The organism is Actinomycetes bacterium, from assembly GCA_035506535.1.
Lineage (GTDB): Bacteria > Actinomycetota > Actinomycetes > DATJPE01 > DATJPE01 > DATJPE01.
On the sequence record DATJPE010000008.1, the window covers coordinates 1 to 17,060 of the forward strand.

Consider the following 17,060-nt stretch of genomic DNA (forward strand, 5'->3'; position numbering starts at 1 on the left):
GATCAGGACCTGATGCGGGCGTTGTCCGGGTCGTACATCGGACGGAGCGAGACGACTGCAGGGTAGCGCTCCCCGGCCACCTCGACCTCCCACGTCCCGGAGTCGAGGAACGCGGCGCCGACTGGTACGTCGGCCTCGACCATGGCCAGCCCGACCGCCCCGCCGAGGGTGTGGCCGTAGCTGCCCGCTCGGACGTACCCCAGCGCCTGGCTGTCGCGGAGCACGACCTCGCCGTGGTGCAGGAACGGCTCCGGGTCCAACAGCCGCACCTGGAGCAGGCGCCGGCGCAGCGGCCCCTCCGCCTTGCGCGCGAGCACCGCATCGCGCCCGACGAAGCCCCCCGGCTTGTCCAGGGCGACCGCGAAGCCGAGCCCGGCCTCGAGCACCGAGTCGGTGTTGTCGATGTCGTGGCCGTAGTCGCGGTAGCCCTTCTCCATCCGCAGGCTCGCCAGTGCCTTGAGGCCGGTGTGGGCGAGGCCGTACGCCGTCCCAGAGCCGACGAGCTGCTCGTAGGCGTGCACCGCCATCTCCGAGGGGACGTACAGCTCGTAGCCGAGCTCGCCGAGGTAGGTGATCCGCACGCACAACGCGCGGGCGAAGCCGAGGTCGATCTCGCGGGCCGCCCGGAAGGGGAACGCCTCGTTCGACAGGTCGACGCTGGTCAGCGACTGGAGGAGCTCGCGCGACCGCGGCCCCTGGACGTTGACCTGGGCGAAGGCCGAGGTGACATCGGAAACCGTTGCGGTATAAGGTCTTCCGTGGCGTGAGAGCCACGTCTGGACATGCCCGTACGCCGTGTCCGACGCGACCACCAGGAACCGGTCCTCGGCCAGCTTGGTCACCGTCAGGTCCGCTTCGAGCGTTCCCTCGTCGTTCAGCCACTGGGTGTAGGTGATGACGCCGGGCTCACCGTCCACGGCGTTCGCGGAGACGTGGTCGAGGAGGGCTCCGGCCTGCGGCCCCTGGACGAGGAACTTGGACATGAACGACATGTCCATGAGGCCCACCGCCTCACGCACCGCGCGGTGCTCGGCGGCCCACTGCTCGACGTACGCGGGCCGCCCCCACGTGGGCTCGCCCGGCTCGGGGGTCTGCCCCGGGCCGGCGTACCAGTCCGCGCCCTCCCAGCCACTCACGTCCTTGAAGTACGCCCCCTGGTCGGCGAGCAGGTGGTGCAGCGGCGAGCGCTTCACCCCGCGTGCGGTCCGCATCGCCCGTCCGGGCGCATGCGAGGCGTACACCAGCCCGAGGGTCTCCACGGTCCGCTCCGCGCGGTAGCGCGGGTTCGTCTGGTAGCGGTGCGCCCGGTCGATGGAGAAGCCGGTGACGTCGACGTCCGGGCGACCCGAGACGATCCAGTGCGCCACGATGCGGCCCAGGCCACCGCCGGTGAGGATCCCGACGGAGTTCAGCCCGGCGGCGACGAAGTAGTTCTCGATCCCGGGCGCCTCGCCGACCACCGGCAGCAGGTCCGGGGTGAACGACTCCGGCCCGCAGAAGAACGTGCGTACGCCGACCTCGAGGCTGACCGGGACCCGCGCCATCGCCTTCTCCAGATACGGGGCCATCCGGTCCCAGTCCGGCGCGAGCTCGGTGAAGGAGGTGTCCGCCGGGATCCCGTCGACCCGCCAGGGCGCGCACACCGGCTCGAAGAGGCCCACCATGAGCCCGCCGCCCTCCTCGCGGTAGTAGCCGTAGGACGAGGGATCCTCGAACACCGGCCACGCGGGGTCCATCCCGGGGACTGTGTCGGTGATGAGGTAGTAGTGCTCCGCCGCCTGGAGCGGGATGGTCACGTCGTTACGCTCGCCGAGCTGCCGCGCCCACATCCCGGCGGCGTTGACGACGTACTCGCACTCGACGTCGCCGCGCGGGGTCGCCACCCCCGAGACCCGGCCGTCACGGACGAGGACCCGATCGACCGCGACCCCCTCCACGACCTGGACACCGCGCTGCCGGGCACCCCTGGCCAGCGACATGGTGACGTCCACCGGGTTGACCCGGCCGTCGCCCGGCACGTAGAAGCCCGCCAGCAGGTCGGACGTCTCCGCGAGCGGGAACCGGTCCCTGATCTCGTCGGGGGAGATCTCGTGGACCTCGAGGCCGCAGAGCCGGTTGAACGCGGCGACCCGGCGGTACTCCTCGAGCCGCTCCTCGTCGGGGGCCGCCTCGATGAAGCCCACCGGCTTGAAGCCCGTGGACAGACCGGTCTCCGCCTCGAGCTCGGCGTAGAGCCGCCGGGTGTAGAGCCGCATCGCCATCGAGGTCTCGGAGAACGACCCGAAGCAGGTCATGAGGCCGGCCGCGTGCCAGGTCGTGCCGGAGGTCAGCCGGTCTCGTTCGAGCAGGACGACGTCGGTCCAGCCCTCGCGGGCGAGGTGATAGGCGATCGAGCAGCCGATGACCCCTCCTCCGACGACGACGACCCGGGCACGGGTCGGCAGGTCGAGGCTGGGCGTGTCGGTCATCGGGGCACTCCGGGGTCGAGACGTCTGGGACCGCTCGGCATGCTAGAGGGATGGACCTGGGTCGTTTCGGCGTGTGGCGAAGAGGCGCGGAGCTCTCCCCGGACCTCGCGCGCGAGGTCGAGCGTCTGGGCTACGCCACCTTGTGGGTCGGCGGCTCGCCGACCGGGGACCTGGACATCGTCGAGGAGCTGCTCGACGCCACGACGTTCCTCACCCTGGCCACCGGCGTCGTCAACCTCTGGCGCAGCGACGCCACGACCGTGGCGTCGTCGTTCCATCGCCTCGAGGCCGCGCATCCCGGACGGTTCCTCCTCGGCGTCGGCGTCGGGCATCCCGAGTCCGTCGCGGGCTACCGGTCGCCGTACTCGGCCCTGGTCGCCTACCTCGACGACCTCGACGCGGCGGGCGTCCCGCCGCAGCGCCGGGTGCTGGGGGCGCTGGGCCCGCGCGTGGTGGGTCTCGCCGGCGAGCGTGCCCTGGGCGCGCACCCCTACCTCGTGCCGTCGGAGCACTCGCGGCGGGCGAGGGCGCTCCTGGGTCCCGAGCGGCTGCTGGCGCCCGAGCACCTCGCGGTCATCGACCCGGACCCGGTACGTGCTCGCGCGCGCGGCCGATCGGCGGTGGCGAAGCCCTACCTCGAGCTGACCAACTACCGGCGGAACCTGCTCTCGCTCGGGTTCGACGCCGCCGACCTGGCCGACGGCGGCAGTGACCGTCTGGTCGACGCGCTGGTCGCCCACGGCGGGCCCGAGCAGGTCGCGACCCGCCTCGCCGAGCATCTCGGTGCGGGAGCCGACCACGTGGCGATCCAGCTGCTCGCCGAGTCCGAGGACAGCTACGTCGCCGGGCTGGCCGCGCTGGCACAGGCGCTGCCGGGCTGAGCGCGCCCCGCGACCCGGCGGGCGTCCCAGCCCATGACCGCGTCCGCCTCGAGGAGGTCGGGGCCGCCAAGGACCCGGTCGTACGTCGGGTCACCGCCTGCGCCGTAGGGGTGGTTGATGGGGACTTAGGTCCTCACCCACGATCGGCCGGCGGGCCATAGGGTCGGACCAGGCATGGTCGACGTCGACCAGCGGCCCGGAGGGGAGTCCACCCGTGACCCAGATGCTCATCGTCGCCGGGTACGCCGACCCCGCCGCCGCCCAGGCCGACTTCGACGCACTCGCCGTCGCCGTGCACGACAAGCAGCTGCGCTCCGACGGGATGATCCTCGTCGGCAAGGACGACGCCGGCCAGGTCACCGTCCGCGACACCGGTGACCGGTTGGGCCGCAAGGGCGCAGGGTGGGGCGGCGGCGTCGGTGTGCTCGTCGGCCTCTTCGCCCCCCCGCTGCTCGCCTCGGTCGCGGTGGGTGCCGCCGCCGGTGCCGTGGTCGGGAAGTTCACCGGGCACAAGGTCCGCGCGGCGATCGAGGCCAAGGTGGGTGACGCGCTGCAGACCGGGTCTGCGGTCGTGATCGGGGCCTTCGACGCCGAGGACCGCCTCGCCGTGGAACAGGCCCTCGCGAGCTCGCCGATGAAGTCGGTCGTCGAGAGCGACGAGGGCGGCATCTCAGAGCTGAAGGCCGCGCTCGCAGAGGCGATGGGCAAGTTCAACCCAGACCGCACGGTGCTCCCGATCGCCGACCGTGCCTTCGGGGGCGTGGCCGGGCGAACCATGGACGAGTCCGTGGCCGACTGGGCGATCGTCGCCGGTCCGACGCCACCCGAGGGTGCGCCTAACGTGCTCGTCGTCCTCATCGACGACGCGGGCTACGGCTCGCCGGACACCTTCGGTGGCCCGATCGCGACCCCGAACCTGACCCGGGTGCAGCGCATGGGCCTGACCTACACCGGGTTCCACGTGACCGCCCTGTGCTCCCCGACCAGGGCGGCCATGCTGACCGGACGCAACCACCACCGGGTCGGCATGGGCTCGATCGCGGAGTTCCCCGGCCCATTCCCCGGCTACACCGGCGCCGTGCCGAGGAGCTGCGCCTCGCTGCCGCGGATCCTGCGGGAGAACGGTTACGTCACCGGTGGCTTCGGCAAGTGGCACCTGACGCCGGACCACGTCCAGGGAGCAGCGGGCCCGTTCGAGCGCTGGCCGTTGGGATGGGGCTTCGACCACTACTGGGGCTTCCTGTCCGGTGCGGCCGGTCAGTACGACCCGATCATCACCCAGGACAACTACACGCTGGGCGTGCCGGAGGGGAAGAACGGCGAGGAGTACTACTTCCCGGACGACCTCACGGACAAGGCGGTCGAGTGGCTGCACGCGATTCGCGCGCAGGACTCCGCGAAGCCCTGGATGATGTACTACTCGACCGGGTGTGCGCATGCGCCACACCACGTGCCGCGGTCGTGGGCCGACAAGTACGCCGGCAAGTTCGACGAGGGCTGGGACAAGCTGCGCGAGGAGATCTTCGAGCGGCAGAAGGCGCTCGGCGTCGTTCCCGCCGACACGGAACTGACCGAGCGGCCCGACCTGTTCCCGGCCTGGGACGGCCTCAACGACGCCGAGAAGAAGCTGTATGCCCGCCAGATGGAGGTCTACGCCGGCTTCCAGGAGAACGCCGACTGGAACGTCGGCCGGCTGCTGGACGTGATCGAGGAGATGGGCGACCTCGAGAACACGCTGATCTTCTACATCTGGGGCGACAACGGGGCGAGCCTCGAGGGTACGACGACCGGCTCGTTCAACGAGATGACGTTCCTCAACGGGGTCGTGCTCGACGCCGAACACCAGCTGCGGCTCATCGATCAGTACGGCGGCATCGACGCGCTCGGCGGCTCACACACCGCGCCGCACTGCGCGGCCGCCTGGGCGCACGCGTGCAACACCCCGTTCCAGTGGGGCAAGCAGCTGGCGAGCCACCTCGGCGGTACGCGCAACCCGATGGTGGTCGCCTGGCCGGAGCGGATCCGTCCGGACTCGAGGATGCGCGGCCAGTTCACGCACTGCATCGACATCGGCCCCACGGTGCTCGAGGTGGTGGGCATCCCGGAACCCCATCTCGTCGACGGGATCGAGCAGCAGCCGATGGACGGTACGAGCTTCGCCTACACCTTCGCGGATGCGACGGCGGCCGAGCGCCACAGGACGCAGTACTTCGAGATCATCGGAGCTCGCGCCATGTACAAGGACGGCTGGTGGGCCTGTACGAAGCTGGACAAGGCGCCCTGGGACCTCTCGCCGGAGACGCTCTCCAGGTTCGGCCCCGGCAGCGGCTGGGACCCCGATGAGGGTCCGTGGGAGCTCTACTACCTCCCTGACGACTTCTCGCAGGCCAAGAACCTCGTGGACGCCCATCCCGAGAAGCTGCAGGAGCTCAAGGCGCTGTGGTGGGTCGAGGCGGAGCGCAACAACGTGCTGCCCGTGCTGGGCTGTCTGTCCGTCTTCTTCGGGATCCTTCCGCCGTTGCCCACGATCACTCGCCTGTCCTTCGCCAACGACGTGCAGAACCTGCAGCGGGGCATGACGCCGCGCATCCTCGGACGGTCGTACGCCATCGAGGCGCAGCTGCACGTACCGGACGACGGGGCCGAGGGCGTCATCGTCGCGAACGCGGACTTCATCGGCGGATACGGACTGTGGGTGGACGAGAAGGGGCTGCTCAACCACACCTACTCCTTCCTCGGCGTGGAGTCCTATCGGCAGACCGCCACCCAGCCGCTGCCCTCCGGCGACGTCACGGTGAAGATGCTCTTCGAGGCCGACGACGTGAAGCCCGGCACCGGCGGCAAGGTCACCTTGTACGCCAACGATGTCGTGATCGGAGCCGGCGTGATCCCGCGCACGGTGCCGCTGGCCTTCTCCAGTTACGCCGGCATGGACATCGGGCGGGACAACGGCCTCGTCGTGGACCGTGACTACGAGGACCGGGCGCCGTACGCCTTCACGGGAACGATCAAGAACGTCGTCTTCGACCTGACGCCGCACACCCACGACGACGAGTCGGCCCTCCATGGGCTCACCGCCCAGGCGGGCGTGGCGCACGGGGCAGCCGGCTGAGCGAGTGACGGGGCCGCGCACCCGCGGCTGAACAGGAGGTGGTCCGCGTGGCAGGAACCAAGGTCGAGCACCCATCGATCGACGACCGGAAGAGGCGCGGCAAGCAGGCGGCCGAGCGGGCGGCGCTGGATTCGCACGGGATGTGGGCACCCAGTGCCGACCGACCCGACCCAGTTGCGCTCCTCGAGGAGCAGAACGCCACCCGAGAGCCCGACCTGGTTCCCGTGCGGCACGGGAGGATGGCCGTCTCGCCCTTCACCTTCTACCGGGGGGCGGCGAGGATCATGGCGTTCGACCTCCATGACACCCCGACCGCTGGCTTGACGGTTCAGATGTGCGGGGACGCCCACCTGTCCAACTTCGGTGGGTTCGCCTCGCCGGAGCGTCGTCTGCTGTTCGACCTCAACGACTTCGACGAGACCTTGCCCGGGCCCTTCGAGTACGACGTCAAGCGGATGGCCGCGAGCTTCACGATCGCCGCACGAAACAACGGGTTCGTGAAGGCGGACGTCCGAGAGGTGACGCGGGCGTCCGTCGCGGCTTACCGGGAGGCGATGGCCCAGTTCGCGTCCATGCGGACTCTCGAGGTCTGGTACGCACGGATGTCCGAGGACGAGGTCCTCGCCGCCGCCCGTACCTCCCCCAAGTCCAAGGCCGACGCCAAGCTGCTGAAGCGGGGGGAGCGGATCGTGGAGAAGGCGCACTCCCGCGACAGCCTGCAGGCGCTCTCGAAGCTCGCTGAACAGGTCGACGGCCGGTACCGGATCGTCAGCCAGCCACCGATCGTGGTCCCGCTGCGCGACCTCGCCGTGACCTACGGCATGTCGGCCGACGAGGTGGAGCCGGTGCTGCGTGAGCAGTTCCGTTCCTACCGGGCGACGCTGCAGGACGACCGACGCCACCTCCTGGAACGCTTCGAGTTCGTGGACGCGGCGCGCAAGGTTGTGGGTGTCGGGAGCGTCGGTACTCGTGCGTTCATCGTCTTGCTCCAGGGTCGTGACCAGGACGACCCTCTCTTCCTGCAGGTCAAGGAGGCCACCGCCTCGGTCTACGAGCACCACCTCCCGCGCAGCCGCTACAGCCAGCACGGGGAGCGAGTCGTGAACGGCCAGCGTCTGATGCAGGCGGCGAGCGACATCTTCCTCGGCTGGACCAAAGGGCTCGACACCACGCGGCACTTCTACTGGCGCCAGCTGCGCGACATGAAGGCGTCGGCGCTCGTGGAGAGCCAGACGCCGACGGCCATGGGCGTCTACGCGGGTCTGTGCGGGTGGACGCTGGCCCGCGCCCACGCGCGATCGGGCGACGCGATCGCCATCAGCGAGTATCTAGGCGACGGCGATGGCTTCGACAGCGCGATCGTGCGCTTCTCCTCCCACTACGCCGACCAGAACGAGCGCGACTACGAGGAGTTCCGCCGCGCGATCGATACGGGGCGCCTGCGCTGCCAGATGGGGCTCTGACCGGCTCAGCCGAGACGTGTGGCCAAGGACGTGACGATCTCGAGGTCCGCGTCCAGCCAGTCGACGCTGAGCAGATCCTCCCTGGCCAGCCAGCGCAGCTCGTCGTGCGCTCCCGTGGTCTGCGGAACCTGAGAGGAGGTCGCGAACCACAGCCGCATGCGAGAACCGTGGGGAAGCGGCCAGGAGCCGTCGTCCGCGCCGGGCAGCTCCGCCCCGAGCTCTGCGTCGATGCCGAGCTCCTCGCGCAGCTCCCGTCGCAGCGCGTCCTCGGGGCGCTCGCCCGGCTCGACCTTGCCGCCCGGGAACTCCCAGCGTCCCGCCAGCCCTTCCGGTCCCGTCCGCCTCGCCGCGAGGAGCACCGTCGGTGCCGACAGAGAGTCGACGAGGACCGCTCCCACGATGAGCGTCCCAGCGCCAGCCACCGTCAGACTCTAGGTGTCCCGGGGGCCGAGTCGTGACCGACGCTGTCTCGCAGGCCAGATTCGGCTGTCCCGCGGGCACGTCGATCATGGCCGAATTGGGGATGCCGGGCCGCGGGGCGCGCGCGTACGGTCGTGGCCACGCAAGGGGACCGCACACGCCGAGGGGGAGTCGCATGCACGCCAGGACGCGCCGGTTGGCCGGCATCGGGGCGGTCGGGGCCGCGGTCGTCGCGGCGCTGCTCGCAGGGCCGGCCGGCGCGTCGGCGGACACGCCCACCCCGGTCGTCGTCTTCACCGACGCAGGAGCAACCGGCGCCACCGCCCGGCTGTCCGTGGCCGCTCCCGATGGCTCCGGCGTGACGCGGCTGACGCCGTCGAACCTCTACACCTGGAGCTCGGCCGTCTCGGCCGACGGCAACACCCTGGTGCTGGGCGCCGCGATCACCACGCCGACGAAGAACGACGTCTTCGACTTCTCCACCGGTCTGGTTCTCGTGCGACGGGACGTGAGCACGGTCACCACCACCTTGCTGTCGTCGAGCTACGAGGGGACGCCCGCCGTGTCCGCGGACGGCTCGACCGTCTGGTGGCTGTACGACGGCTGCGTCTTCAAGCACGCGAACGGGACCACGACCAAGGAGTCGAGCGGCGTGTTCAGCCCTCCCAAGGGTTATGACACCTACGGCTTCGCGGTCTCGCCCGACGGAACTCAGGGGGCAGCGGTCTTCCTCAAGACGAACGCCGCCGGGGCTGCGACCGCCGGTGAGATCGTGACCCACCCGCTCGACGGCAGCTCGGGGCCGTTCGTCGACAAGAAGTACTCCGGTGGCCCGGTACCCAACCCGACCGACCTGGCCTGGGTGGACAACACCACGGTGTTCTACGCCGACCAGACCAGCGCCTCGGAGTCAGGCTTCGCCACGCACACCGTGGCCCTCTCGGCGGACGGGAAGAGCGGGACGACGGCCGACGGCCCGGCGAACTACTACAACGCCGGCAAGCTGGGCAGCGACTGGTGGATGTGGACCGACACGGGGACGGGCTCCTCGCTGGTCACCCACTGGGGCACGACCGCGGACCCGACCGTGGCTCCGTCGTCGCTGAGCGACCGGGTGGACGGCCAGCACTCCTACTCCTATCAGGCAACCGCGGCCGTCCCACCCGCGCTCGGTACGCCGGCGAACAAGGCCGGCGCCAACGCCTTCCTCGACGTGTCGACGAACGGCACGACCACCGGCAAGAAGGTCGTCTACCTCTCCCAGAACCTGTACTGGGTCCCGGTCCCGGGCACGACCTTCGCCAACGACGCGGACGAGGTCGACTACGGCGTGTTGCAGTACTCGACCGACGGTAGGAAGACCTACCGCACTCTCGCGCACACCAACGCCGACAACCCCGTCGCGTGGCCGGGCGCCTCCGGTTACTTCGGCAACGGACGAACCCAGGCGTTGACGCGCAACACCTGGTTCCGCTGGCACTACCTCGGCGACCTGTTCACCAAGGCCGGGTACAGCAATGTCCAGGAGGTGTCCGTCAGCCCGACGGTGAAGCTCTCCGTGGCCAAGTCGGGGAGCCGCCGCACGATCAGCGGCAAGGCGGCCCGCCAGGGCGGCAAGGCGACGCTGTACCGGATGTCCGGCGGTCACAAGACCAAGATCGCGACGGTGAAGCTGACGTCCAAGGGCGGGTTCAGCTTCGGCAAGCGTTCCCTGGCCAAGGGGACCTATGAGGTCGTCGTCGCCGCGGACAAGTCCTGGGCAGCGAGCACGAAGACGCTCAAGATCTGACCGTTCGAGGGTTGCTGCAGACGGGTGCATTCCCACAGCGGCTCCCTCAAGGCAAGTTGGCGCCGAGTCGAAGCATTCGGTTACGGTGCTTGGAGGGGCACGTCCTGACGCATGTCGGCCGGCGGGCACCGGGGGTCACGACGAACGACCGACCGCAGGCCACCTGGCCGGCACGGAAGGACAGACATGACCGCTCCTCGGCGATCCGCCACGCCCAAGGCGACCACCCAGCACCGGACCGTCAGGTACCGGTGGGCCGTGTGCGCGGCTCTGCTCACGGTCGCGGTCGTCGTCTCCGGGGGTCTGTTCGCGCCAGCGGACGCCACGACGCGCTGGCAGTCCGGGGTGTACACGAGCACGTGCGGCAAGTCCGCCGTCAAGACCTTCGGCTCATGGCGGCACGCCCGCGTGGAGCGCACCTCCGGATACATCTCGACCGGCACGTGGGCCCAGTTCGCCAAGTTCGCAGGGCTGGGTCGGTGCCTCAGCCAGGACGGCCTGCCGATGACGCTGTCCGTCGCGATGCTGCCCGGCAGCGGCGGCGACCTCGCGGATGGTGCCAAGGGCGCGTACAACTCCTACTGGGCCGCTTTCGGGCGCAACGCCGTGAGGTACGGCTACTCCCACGCCACGCTTCGGATCGGCTGGGAGATGAACGGAGCCTGGTTCAAGTGGAGCGCGACCAAGGATCCCGTGCACTGGAAGGCGTACTGGCGCCAGATCGTCCGCACCCTCCGCAAGGTGCACGGCCAGCACTTCACCTACGAGTGGTCGCCCGGCCTCGGCGAGAACTCCACCGGCTTCCAGGCGGCCAAGGCCTATCCAGGCAACGCCTACGTCACCTACGTCGGCGCGAGCGTCTACGACGTCTGGTACGGCTCGCCGTCGGCTAGCCCCGCGAAGCGCTGGGCGAGCCTGGTCCGTGAACCGTACGGCCTCGGGTGGCTGGCCCGCTTCGCCAAGACCCACCACAAGCGGATCGGCATCTCGGAGTGGGGCCTGGCCAGCTCCAGCAGCTTCGGCGGCCACGGTGACGGCGACGACGCCTACTTCATCACCCACTTCTACGCGTGGATGAAGCGCAGCAACGTCGCTTACGAGGTGTACTTCAACCGGCAGCACCAGGGCAACGACCACCGGCTCGCGGTCGGTGCCCAGACCAACGCGACCTTCACCAAGGCCGCCGCCGCCTATCGCAGGACCTTCGGCGGGGTCTGACCCTCACGACCCGTCCTGGACCTGCCGTCCGCTCTCCGGGCGGGTTGGTCCGGCGTGGACGCCTCGTTCACCGAGGGGTCGTGCATGGAGGGGTCGTGCATGGAGTGGTCGTGCATCGAGTGGTCATGGTGAGCATGCACGTCGGGCTCGCCGTTCATCATCGACAGCATCTCGCGCCCGCCGGTGCGCAGGAAGCGCCAGAGCAGCACGGCGGCGAGGGCGAGGAAGGCGATGTTGAGCCACGTCGTGTAGTTCCAAGAGATGTGCGGTTCGAGCACCGTCGCGTTGCGCTCGGTCGGCGTGAGATGCAGCAGGGCGAAGATGCCCTCCACCGCGTAGCCGGCCGTGACCATCGATACATAGAAGGTGGCCAGGAGGAACAGCATCATCCGCGTGCCGTAGTACTTCCGATAGATGACGAGGATCGGCAGGATGATCAGGTCGGCGAAGATGAAGGAGACCACGCCCCCGAAGCTGATCCCGCCGTTCCAGAGCACGGCCGCGAGCGGGACGTTGCCGATCGAGCAGACGAAGGTCAGGACCGACACGACCGGTCCGACCAGCGGACCCCAGACCGCGGACCAGAAGGGGTGATCGACGAAGAAGAAGCTCTGCCAGAACGTCTCCGGGACCCATGCCGCGACGGCGCCGGCGATGAGCAGCCCGGCAGCGATGTCGCGGATCACCGCGGCCCACTCCATGACGAAGACGTGCGACGTCGAGGTGAAGCCTGCGGGGGAGCGCAAGCGCTGCCACACACTGCCCTCACCCCGGACGCTCATGTCCATCGCGGCGTGACCCTCCATCGATCCCGCGACTCCACGGTCGGCCTGCACCCGGGCGTCCTTCAGGAGTCGCTGGCGCAGGAACAGCCGGAAGAGCAGCGCGAGGACGACGATCATCAAGGGCCCGCCGACGAACTCGGCGGCGGTGAACTGCCAGCCGAGCAGGACCACCATGATGATGCCGAGCTCGATGACCAGGTTGGTGGAAGCGATCTCGAAGGCCATCGCGGCCGCGAAGTCAGCCCCCTTGCGAAACAGCGACCGAGCCAAGGCGACCGCGGCATAGGAGCAGGACGACGAGGCGGCGCCCAGCCCGGTCGCCGCGGCCAGGCTGCGCGGTCGGTCGCTGCCGAGCAGGCGGGTGACCGCGTCGCGACGTACCACCGCCTGGACGGCCGCGGACAGCGCGAAGCCGAGGATCAGGGCCCAGAGGATCTGCCAGGTCATCGCCGCCGCGACCTGCAGCGCGTGCACGAGCGCGTTCCAGAGGCTCATCGGGGGCCGGCGCGGCTGTCGGTGATGGTCAGCAGTTGCCGCAGGCAGTGCTCGACCAGCTGGTGGGGGAAGCCGTCCGCGAGCCGGTAGCGGAGCACCCGGCCGTCGCGCTCGAAGCTCACCAGGCCCGCGGTGCGCAACAACTTAAGCGCATAGGAGACCGCGTCCTCCGAGACACCCAGGACGAGGGCCAGATCACCCACGCACAAGGTGTCGACGCTGCCGAGCGCCATGAGCACCCGCGAGCGCACCGGGTCAGCGACGAGGCCCAGCAGGTCCGCGAGGCGGCGCGCGTCGGGCGCGGAGATGCTCGCGGCGCGGGCCTCGGCGACCGCCGCGGGGTCGACCGGCGACGGCAGTGGGGTCGTCTGCACATCCGTACGCTCGCACGGGCATCCGGATGTGTCAAAGGCGGGAGTGGACGTGAGAAGGACGGCCCGGAAGTGGTTCTTGCGTGTTCGCCACGCGGGGGGCCACCGATAGATCGTGCAGCCCCAACCTCATCACAATCGCCACTCCCGTGGCCGTCCACTCATGAGTGTGCCGCTGGTCGAACCCCGGCGGTACGGTCCAAAGTCCCTACCGTCGGCGCGGAAGTTGCTACGGTCTCCGCGACCGGCCCCAGCAGTCTCGTGGAGGAGACCGATGAGCGAGCAGACCCCCGCCCAGCCCGAGACCGAGGGTGGCGCCGAGAACGCCCAGGCCGCGGAGGAGGAGTACGAGGTCGTCCAGACTGACGTCACCTCCGTCGCCGACGACGGGACCGTGGTCTCCGAGGACGTGCTCGCCATCCTCGACGAGGACGGCAACACGGTCGCGGTCGACGACTTGGTGACCGTCGAGGCCCCCGACGGCAGCGCGGCCTTCGACGAGGTGTTCTCCGTGGTCGACGAGGAGGGCAACCTCGTTCCCGTCGACGAGACGGTGGGGGTCCTCGACAGCGAGGGCAACGTCAGCGTCGTGGAGGCGGAGCTCACCGACGACGAGGGTGAGGGCGACGAGGGCTCGGCGGAATCCGAGACCTCGAAGTAGCCCGCGGCGGCTCGGCGGCCTCAGCCCCTGGGCTCCTGCGAGATCCGGATCATGTTGCCGGAGGGGTCGCGGAAGGCGCAGTCGCGTGCCCCCCATGGCTGGTCCATCGGTTCCTGGAGCACCTCAGCCCCCGAGGCGCGGACCCGCTCGAAGGTGGCGTCGATGTCGGGGGAGCTGAAGATGACCGCGTTCAGCGACCCCTTGACCAGGAGGGCCTGGAGGGCGTCACCGTCCTCCTTGGAGCGTCCGGCGTGCGGCTCGACGAGCACGATCTCGACGCCCGGCTGCGGCCGCGGCGTCAGGGTGAGCCACCGGAAGCCGTCCATGGCGACGTCGTTGCGCAGCTCGAGTCCGAGCACGCCGCGATAGAAGGCCAGCGACTCGTCGGGGTCCTGGACGGTGACGAAGCAGTGCGAGAGCGAAAGGTCCATGCCGCCAGCGCCTTCGCGCGTTCGATGCGCCGGGTGATCAGATAGGAGTACGGCGTCTCGCCGTAGGCGGCCTTGAACTGTCGCGAGAAGTGCGCCGGCGACATGAGGGCGGTCCTCGCCATGGCCGGGACGTCCAGCGGGCGGGCGTACTCCCGGTCCATGAGGTCACGCGCGCGCCGCAGGTGCCGCAGATTGGCGATCTCCCGCGGCGTCATGGGCCGAGCCGACGACCGGGCCTTCGCCGAGCCGGGCTCCTGCCTCCCAGGAACTGCACAGACGAGGTCACGTAGCCTCGCCCGGATGAGCGCGGGCGTGCTGGTGGCCATGACCACCTTCCGGGACGTCCAGACCGCCTTCGCGGGCTACGCCTACGCTGCCGCCCTCGTGCTCGTCGGCATCATCGCCTATCGGGGTGCCCCGCTCGCGCTGACCGCACTCGTGGTGATGGCGCTGGCCTGGTTCGGCATCGACACCCTGTGGGAGGGCCCGGTCGTCGTCCGGCTGACCGTGCACCACGGGATCACCCTCGCCGACTCGGTCGGGTTCCTCGCCCTCGCGGCGGCGGGCTGGATCGCCTGGCGTCGGCGGAGAACCTGACCGCTGGGGCGGCCTCGTGCCCTAGCGTGACCCGCAGCCCGAAGGGGGGTTCGCGGTGACCCAGCCGGTCGACGTGTGGGAGGCGCTCGCCGCCCGCCTGGACTGGTCGCTGCGCCGCCCCAAGGTCGCGCCGGACATCGAGTACGGCGCGGTGGAGGACACGCGCGGCGAGCCGTACGTCATGGTCGCCAACCCGCGCGACCTCGTGCACTTCCGCCTCAGCGTCCCCGAGGTCGACGTCATGCGGGCGATGGACGGGACCCGCACCATCGGCGACCTCGTCGTCGAGCAGCTCGAGTCCGGCGGCGGGCTCGACCTGACCCGTGTCGTGGACCTCGTGGCGAGCCTGGAGTCCGGCGGCTTCCTGGTCGACGCCGGCATCGACGTCGACAAGGCGCTGAGTCGGGCCCTGTCCCCGGTCACGTGGCGCTCGCGCCTCAACAACGCCATGTCCACCATGACGGTCCAGTGGTCGCATGCGGAGCCGATGGTGCGATTCCTCTACCGGTACGCGCTCCGCTACGTCTTCGCGCCCGTTGGTCTCGCGCTCTGCGCCGTCATCGCGGTCCTCGGCTTCGCCGCCTTCTTCGCCGTCGCCGACCGAGGCACCTATCACCTCACCAACCGCCACCTGGGGCTGGCCTTCGCCGTCCTCGTCCTGCTCGACCTCGTCATCGTGTTCATCCACGAGCTCGGCCACGCGGCGGCGCTGATCCATTTCGGCCGACGGGTCAAGGGCGCTGGCGTGCGCATCTACTTCGGCACGCCGGCCTTCTTCATCGAGTCGTCGGACGCGCTGATGCTCCCCCGAGGGCGACGCATCCTCCAGGCCGGCGCCGGTCCGGGCCTCGAGCTGGTGGGGACGTCGATCGCGGCGATCCTCCTCTGGTCCTTCCCGGACGGCGGCGCTGCCCTGACCCTCTACCAGTTCGTGCTCATCAACTACTTCGTGCTGTTCCTCAACGTCATCCCGCTGCTGGAGCTGGACGGCTACTGGATGCTGTCGGACTGGTTGCGGATGCCCGACCTGCGGCCGGACTCGCTGGCCTTCGTGCGCTATGACCTGTGGTCCAAGCTCCGCCACCGTGAGAGCTTCAGCAGGGGAGAGCTCGGCCTGGCCGCGTACGGGACGCTCGGCGTCGCCTTCACGATCTGGGCGCTGGTGTCCGCCCTCTACTTCTGGCGAAAGATCTTCGGCAACACGGTGCTCGGGATGATCCACGCCGGACCGGCGGGCTGGATCGGCCTCGCCCTCCTCGTGCTGCTCCTCGCCGGACCGGCGCTTCGTGCGCTCGGCCTGGCGGTGCTCGCCCTGGCGCGTGCCCTCCGGCGTCGCTACCGGGCGGTCCGTTTCCGGTGGGAGACGTCCTGGCGGGTCGACGCGGCGGAGCTCATCGACGACTCGGCGGTCTTCGGCGACCTGCCGGTCGAGGTGCTCAACGACCTGGCCGGCCGGGTCGAGCTCCTGCAGATCGGGCGGGGCCAGCCGGTCTTCCGTCAGGGCGAGCGCGCCCTCGCCTGCTACGTCGTGCGCTCGGGGACCCTCGAGGTCGTCGAGGAGGCACCGGACGAGGGGCCCGTCAGGACGCTGCGCGCGCTGGTCCGCGGCGACACCTTCGGAGAGCTGGCGCTGCTGCAGGGCTCGGTGCGCACCGCAACCGTCCGCGCGACGTCGGACGCCGAGGTGTACGTGCTCGGCAAGAGTGCCGTGGACCGACTGCTCGCCGACGTGGCGACGTTGCCCGAGTACGTCACGACCTGGCAGCAGTGCGCCGACCTCGCGGCGCTGCCGGCCTTCGAGCACCTCGACCCGGGACGACTGACCGAACTCGTCCAGCGCGGGCGGTGGATCGACGTCGCGCCGGGTCAGGCGGTCGTCCGCCAGGGGGAGGAGGGCGACGCCTTCTACGTCGTCAGCCGCGGCCAGCTGGCCGTCGACGAGGACGGCCACGAGGTGCGTACGCTCCACGCCGGAGACCATTTCGGGGAAGTGGCCCTGCTGCTCGACATCATGCGTACGGCAACGGTCCGGGCGGTCACGCCGTCGCGGGTGTTCCGACTGGAACGAGAGGACTTCGACGTCATGCTCGCCGAGGAGTTCCGTCGCGGAAGGCTGCACGGCCACACGCCCGAGCGCTATGTCTGGGACCACTGATGGACTGCTTCACCTGTCGACGTACGGCGGTCGGCTCCTGCCGCTTCTGCGGGCGTGGCGTCTGCGAGAACCACCTGGCGTCCCGGCCGTACATCCTCGAGCTCCTGAAGCTCGCCGGGGTGACCCAGGCCCTCGTCGTCGAGGATGCCCTGTACTGCGGCGTGTGCCATCCCCGCCCGACGCCCGTCGCGATGCCGGAGCTGGACGGCTGATC

Annotated in this window: 13 protein-coding genes and 2 pseudogenes; 9 read left to right on the forward strand and 6 right to left on the reverse strand. The window is 70.1% G+C overall.

The genetic code is table 11. The annotated features are described in order from the left end of the window. Positions 1-2: 2 nt before the first annotated feature. Positions 3-2,468 carry an FAD-dependent oxidoreductase gene (locus tag VMI11_01350; protein HTY71053.1) on the reverse strand — a complete coding sequence of 822 codons (2,466 nt, stop codon included), beginning with the start codon at positions 2,466-2,468 and terminating at the stop codon, positions 3-5. Between the two features lie 50 nt (positions 2,469-2,518). On the opposite strand from VMI11_01350, the gene VMI11_01355 reads away from it, so the two are divergent. The 3 genes from VMI11_01355 (at position 2,519) to VMI11_01365 (ending at position 7,924) form a co-directional block, all read left to right on the forward strand. Beyond that, entirely contained in the window at positions 2,519-3,349 is an 831-nt protein-coding gene (locus VMI11_01355) for an LLM class F420-dependent oxidoreductase (GenBank protein HTY71054.1), read from the forward strand. Between the two features lie 223 nt (positions 3,350-3,572). Then, the gene (locus VMI11_01360; protein ID HTY71055.1) at positions 3,573-6,461 is read left to right on the forward strand and encodes an arylsulfatase; all 2,889 of its coding nucleotides are present in this window, start codon (positions 3,573-3,575) and stop codon (positions 6,459-6,461) included. 47 nt (positions 6,462-6,508) lie between these two features. Continuing rightward, positions 6,509-7,924: a DUF2252 domain-containing protein gene (locus tag VMI11_01365; protein HTY71056.1), complete on the forward strand. Its 1,416-nt coding sequence runs from the start codon at positions 6,509-6,511 to the stop codon at positions 7,922-7,924. A gap of 5 nt (positions 7,925-7,929) precedes the next feature. Here VMI11_01365 and VMI11_01370 read toward each other — a convergent pair whose 3' ends face one another. Beyond that, entirely contained in the window at positions 7,930-8,346 is a 417-nt protein-coding gene (locus VMI11_01370; protein HTY71057.1) for a (deoxy)nucleoside triphosphate pyrophosphohydrolase, read from the reverse strand. A 173-nt stretch (positions 8,347-8,519) separates the two neighbouring features. Here VMI11_01370 and VMI11_01375 point away from each other — a divergent pair, with 173 nt between their 5' ends. Then, the gene (locus VMI11_01375) at positions 8,520-10,133 is read left to right on the forward strand and encodes a hypothetical protein (GenBank protein HTY71058.1); all 1,614 of its coding nucleotides are present in this window, start codon (positions 8,520-8,522) and stop codon (positions 10,131-10,133) included. Positions 10,134-10,319: 186 nt separating this feature from the next. Next, complete coding sequence (locus VMI11_01380) at positions 10,320-11,351, forward strand: glycosyl hydrolase (protein HTY71059.1); 1,032 nt, start codon at positions 10,320-10,322, stop codon at positions 11,349-11,351. A gap of 122 nt (positions 11,352-11,473) precedes the next feature. Here the strand turns inward: VMI11_01380 and VMI11_01385 are convergent. Further along, a pseudogene (locus VMI11_01385) lies at positions 11,474-12,631 on the reverse strand (permease). Next, complete coding sequence (locus tag VMI11_01390; protein ID HTY71060.1) at positions 12,628-13,005, reverse strand: metalloregulator ArsR/SmtB family transcription factor; 378 nt, start codon at positions 13,003-13,005, stop codon at positions 12,628-12,630. Before VMI11_01390 ends, VMI11_01385 begins: the two are co-directional and overlap by 4 nt. A gap of 271 nt (positions 13,006-13,276) precedes the next feature. Here VMI11_01390 and VMI11_01395 point away from each other — a divergent pair, with 271 nt between their 5' ends. Further along, positions 13,277-13,663 carry a hypothetical protein gene (locus tag VMI11_01395; GenBank protein ID HTY71061.1) on the forward strand — a complete coding sequence of 129 codons (387 nt, stop codon included), beginning with the start codon at positions 13,277-13,279 and terminating at the stop codon, positions 13,661-13,663. Between the two features lie 20 nt (positions 13,664-13,683). Here the strand turns inward: VMI11_01395 and VMI11_01400 are convergent, their stop codons facing one another. Further along, positions 13,684-14,094, reverse strand: a complete 411-nt coding sequence (locus tag VMI11_01400) for a VOC family protein (GenBank protein ID HTY71062.1) — start codon at positions 14,092-14,094, stop codon at positions 13,684-13,686. A 5-nt stretch (positions 14,095-14,099) separates the two neighbouring features. Next, positions 14,100-14,309: pseudogene (locus VMI11_01405) on the reverse strand (AraC family transcriptional regulator). An 85-nt stretch (positions 14,310-14,394) separates the two neighbouring features. Between VMI11_01405 and VMI11_01410 the strand changes: the two are divergent. From VMI11_01410 to VMI11_01420, 3 genes are read left to right on the forward strand one after another with little or no spacing between them, the layout of a single operon-like run. Continuing rightward, positions 14,395-14,691: a hypothetical protein gene (locus tag VMI11_01410; protein HTY71063.1), complete on the forward strand. Its 297-nt coding sequence runs from the start codon at positions 14,395-14,397 to the stop codon at positions 14,689-14,691. 55 nt (positions 14,692-14,746) lie between these two features. Next, positions 14,747-16,846: a cyclic nucleotide-binding domain-containing protein gene (locus VMI11_01415; GenBank protein HTY71064.1), complete on the forward strand. Its 2,100-nt coding sequence runs from the start codon at positions 14,747-14,749 to the stop codon at positions 16,844-16,846. After that, on the forward strand, positions 16,846-17,058 hold the full coding sequence (locus VMI11_01420; GenBank protein HTY71065.1) for a DUF2180 family protein: 213 nt from the start codon (positions 16,846-16,848) through the stop codon (positions 17,056-17,058). The genes VMI11_01415 and VMI11_01420 overlap by 1 nt, the downstream gene beginning before the upstream one ends. Positions 17,059-17,060: the final 2 nt, after the last annotated feature.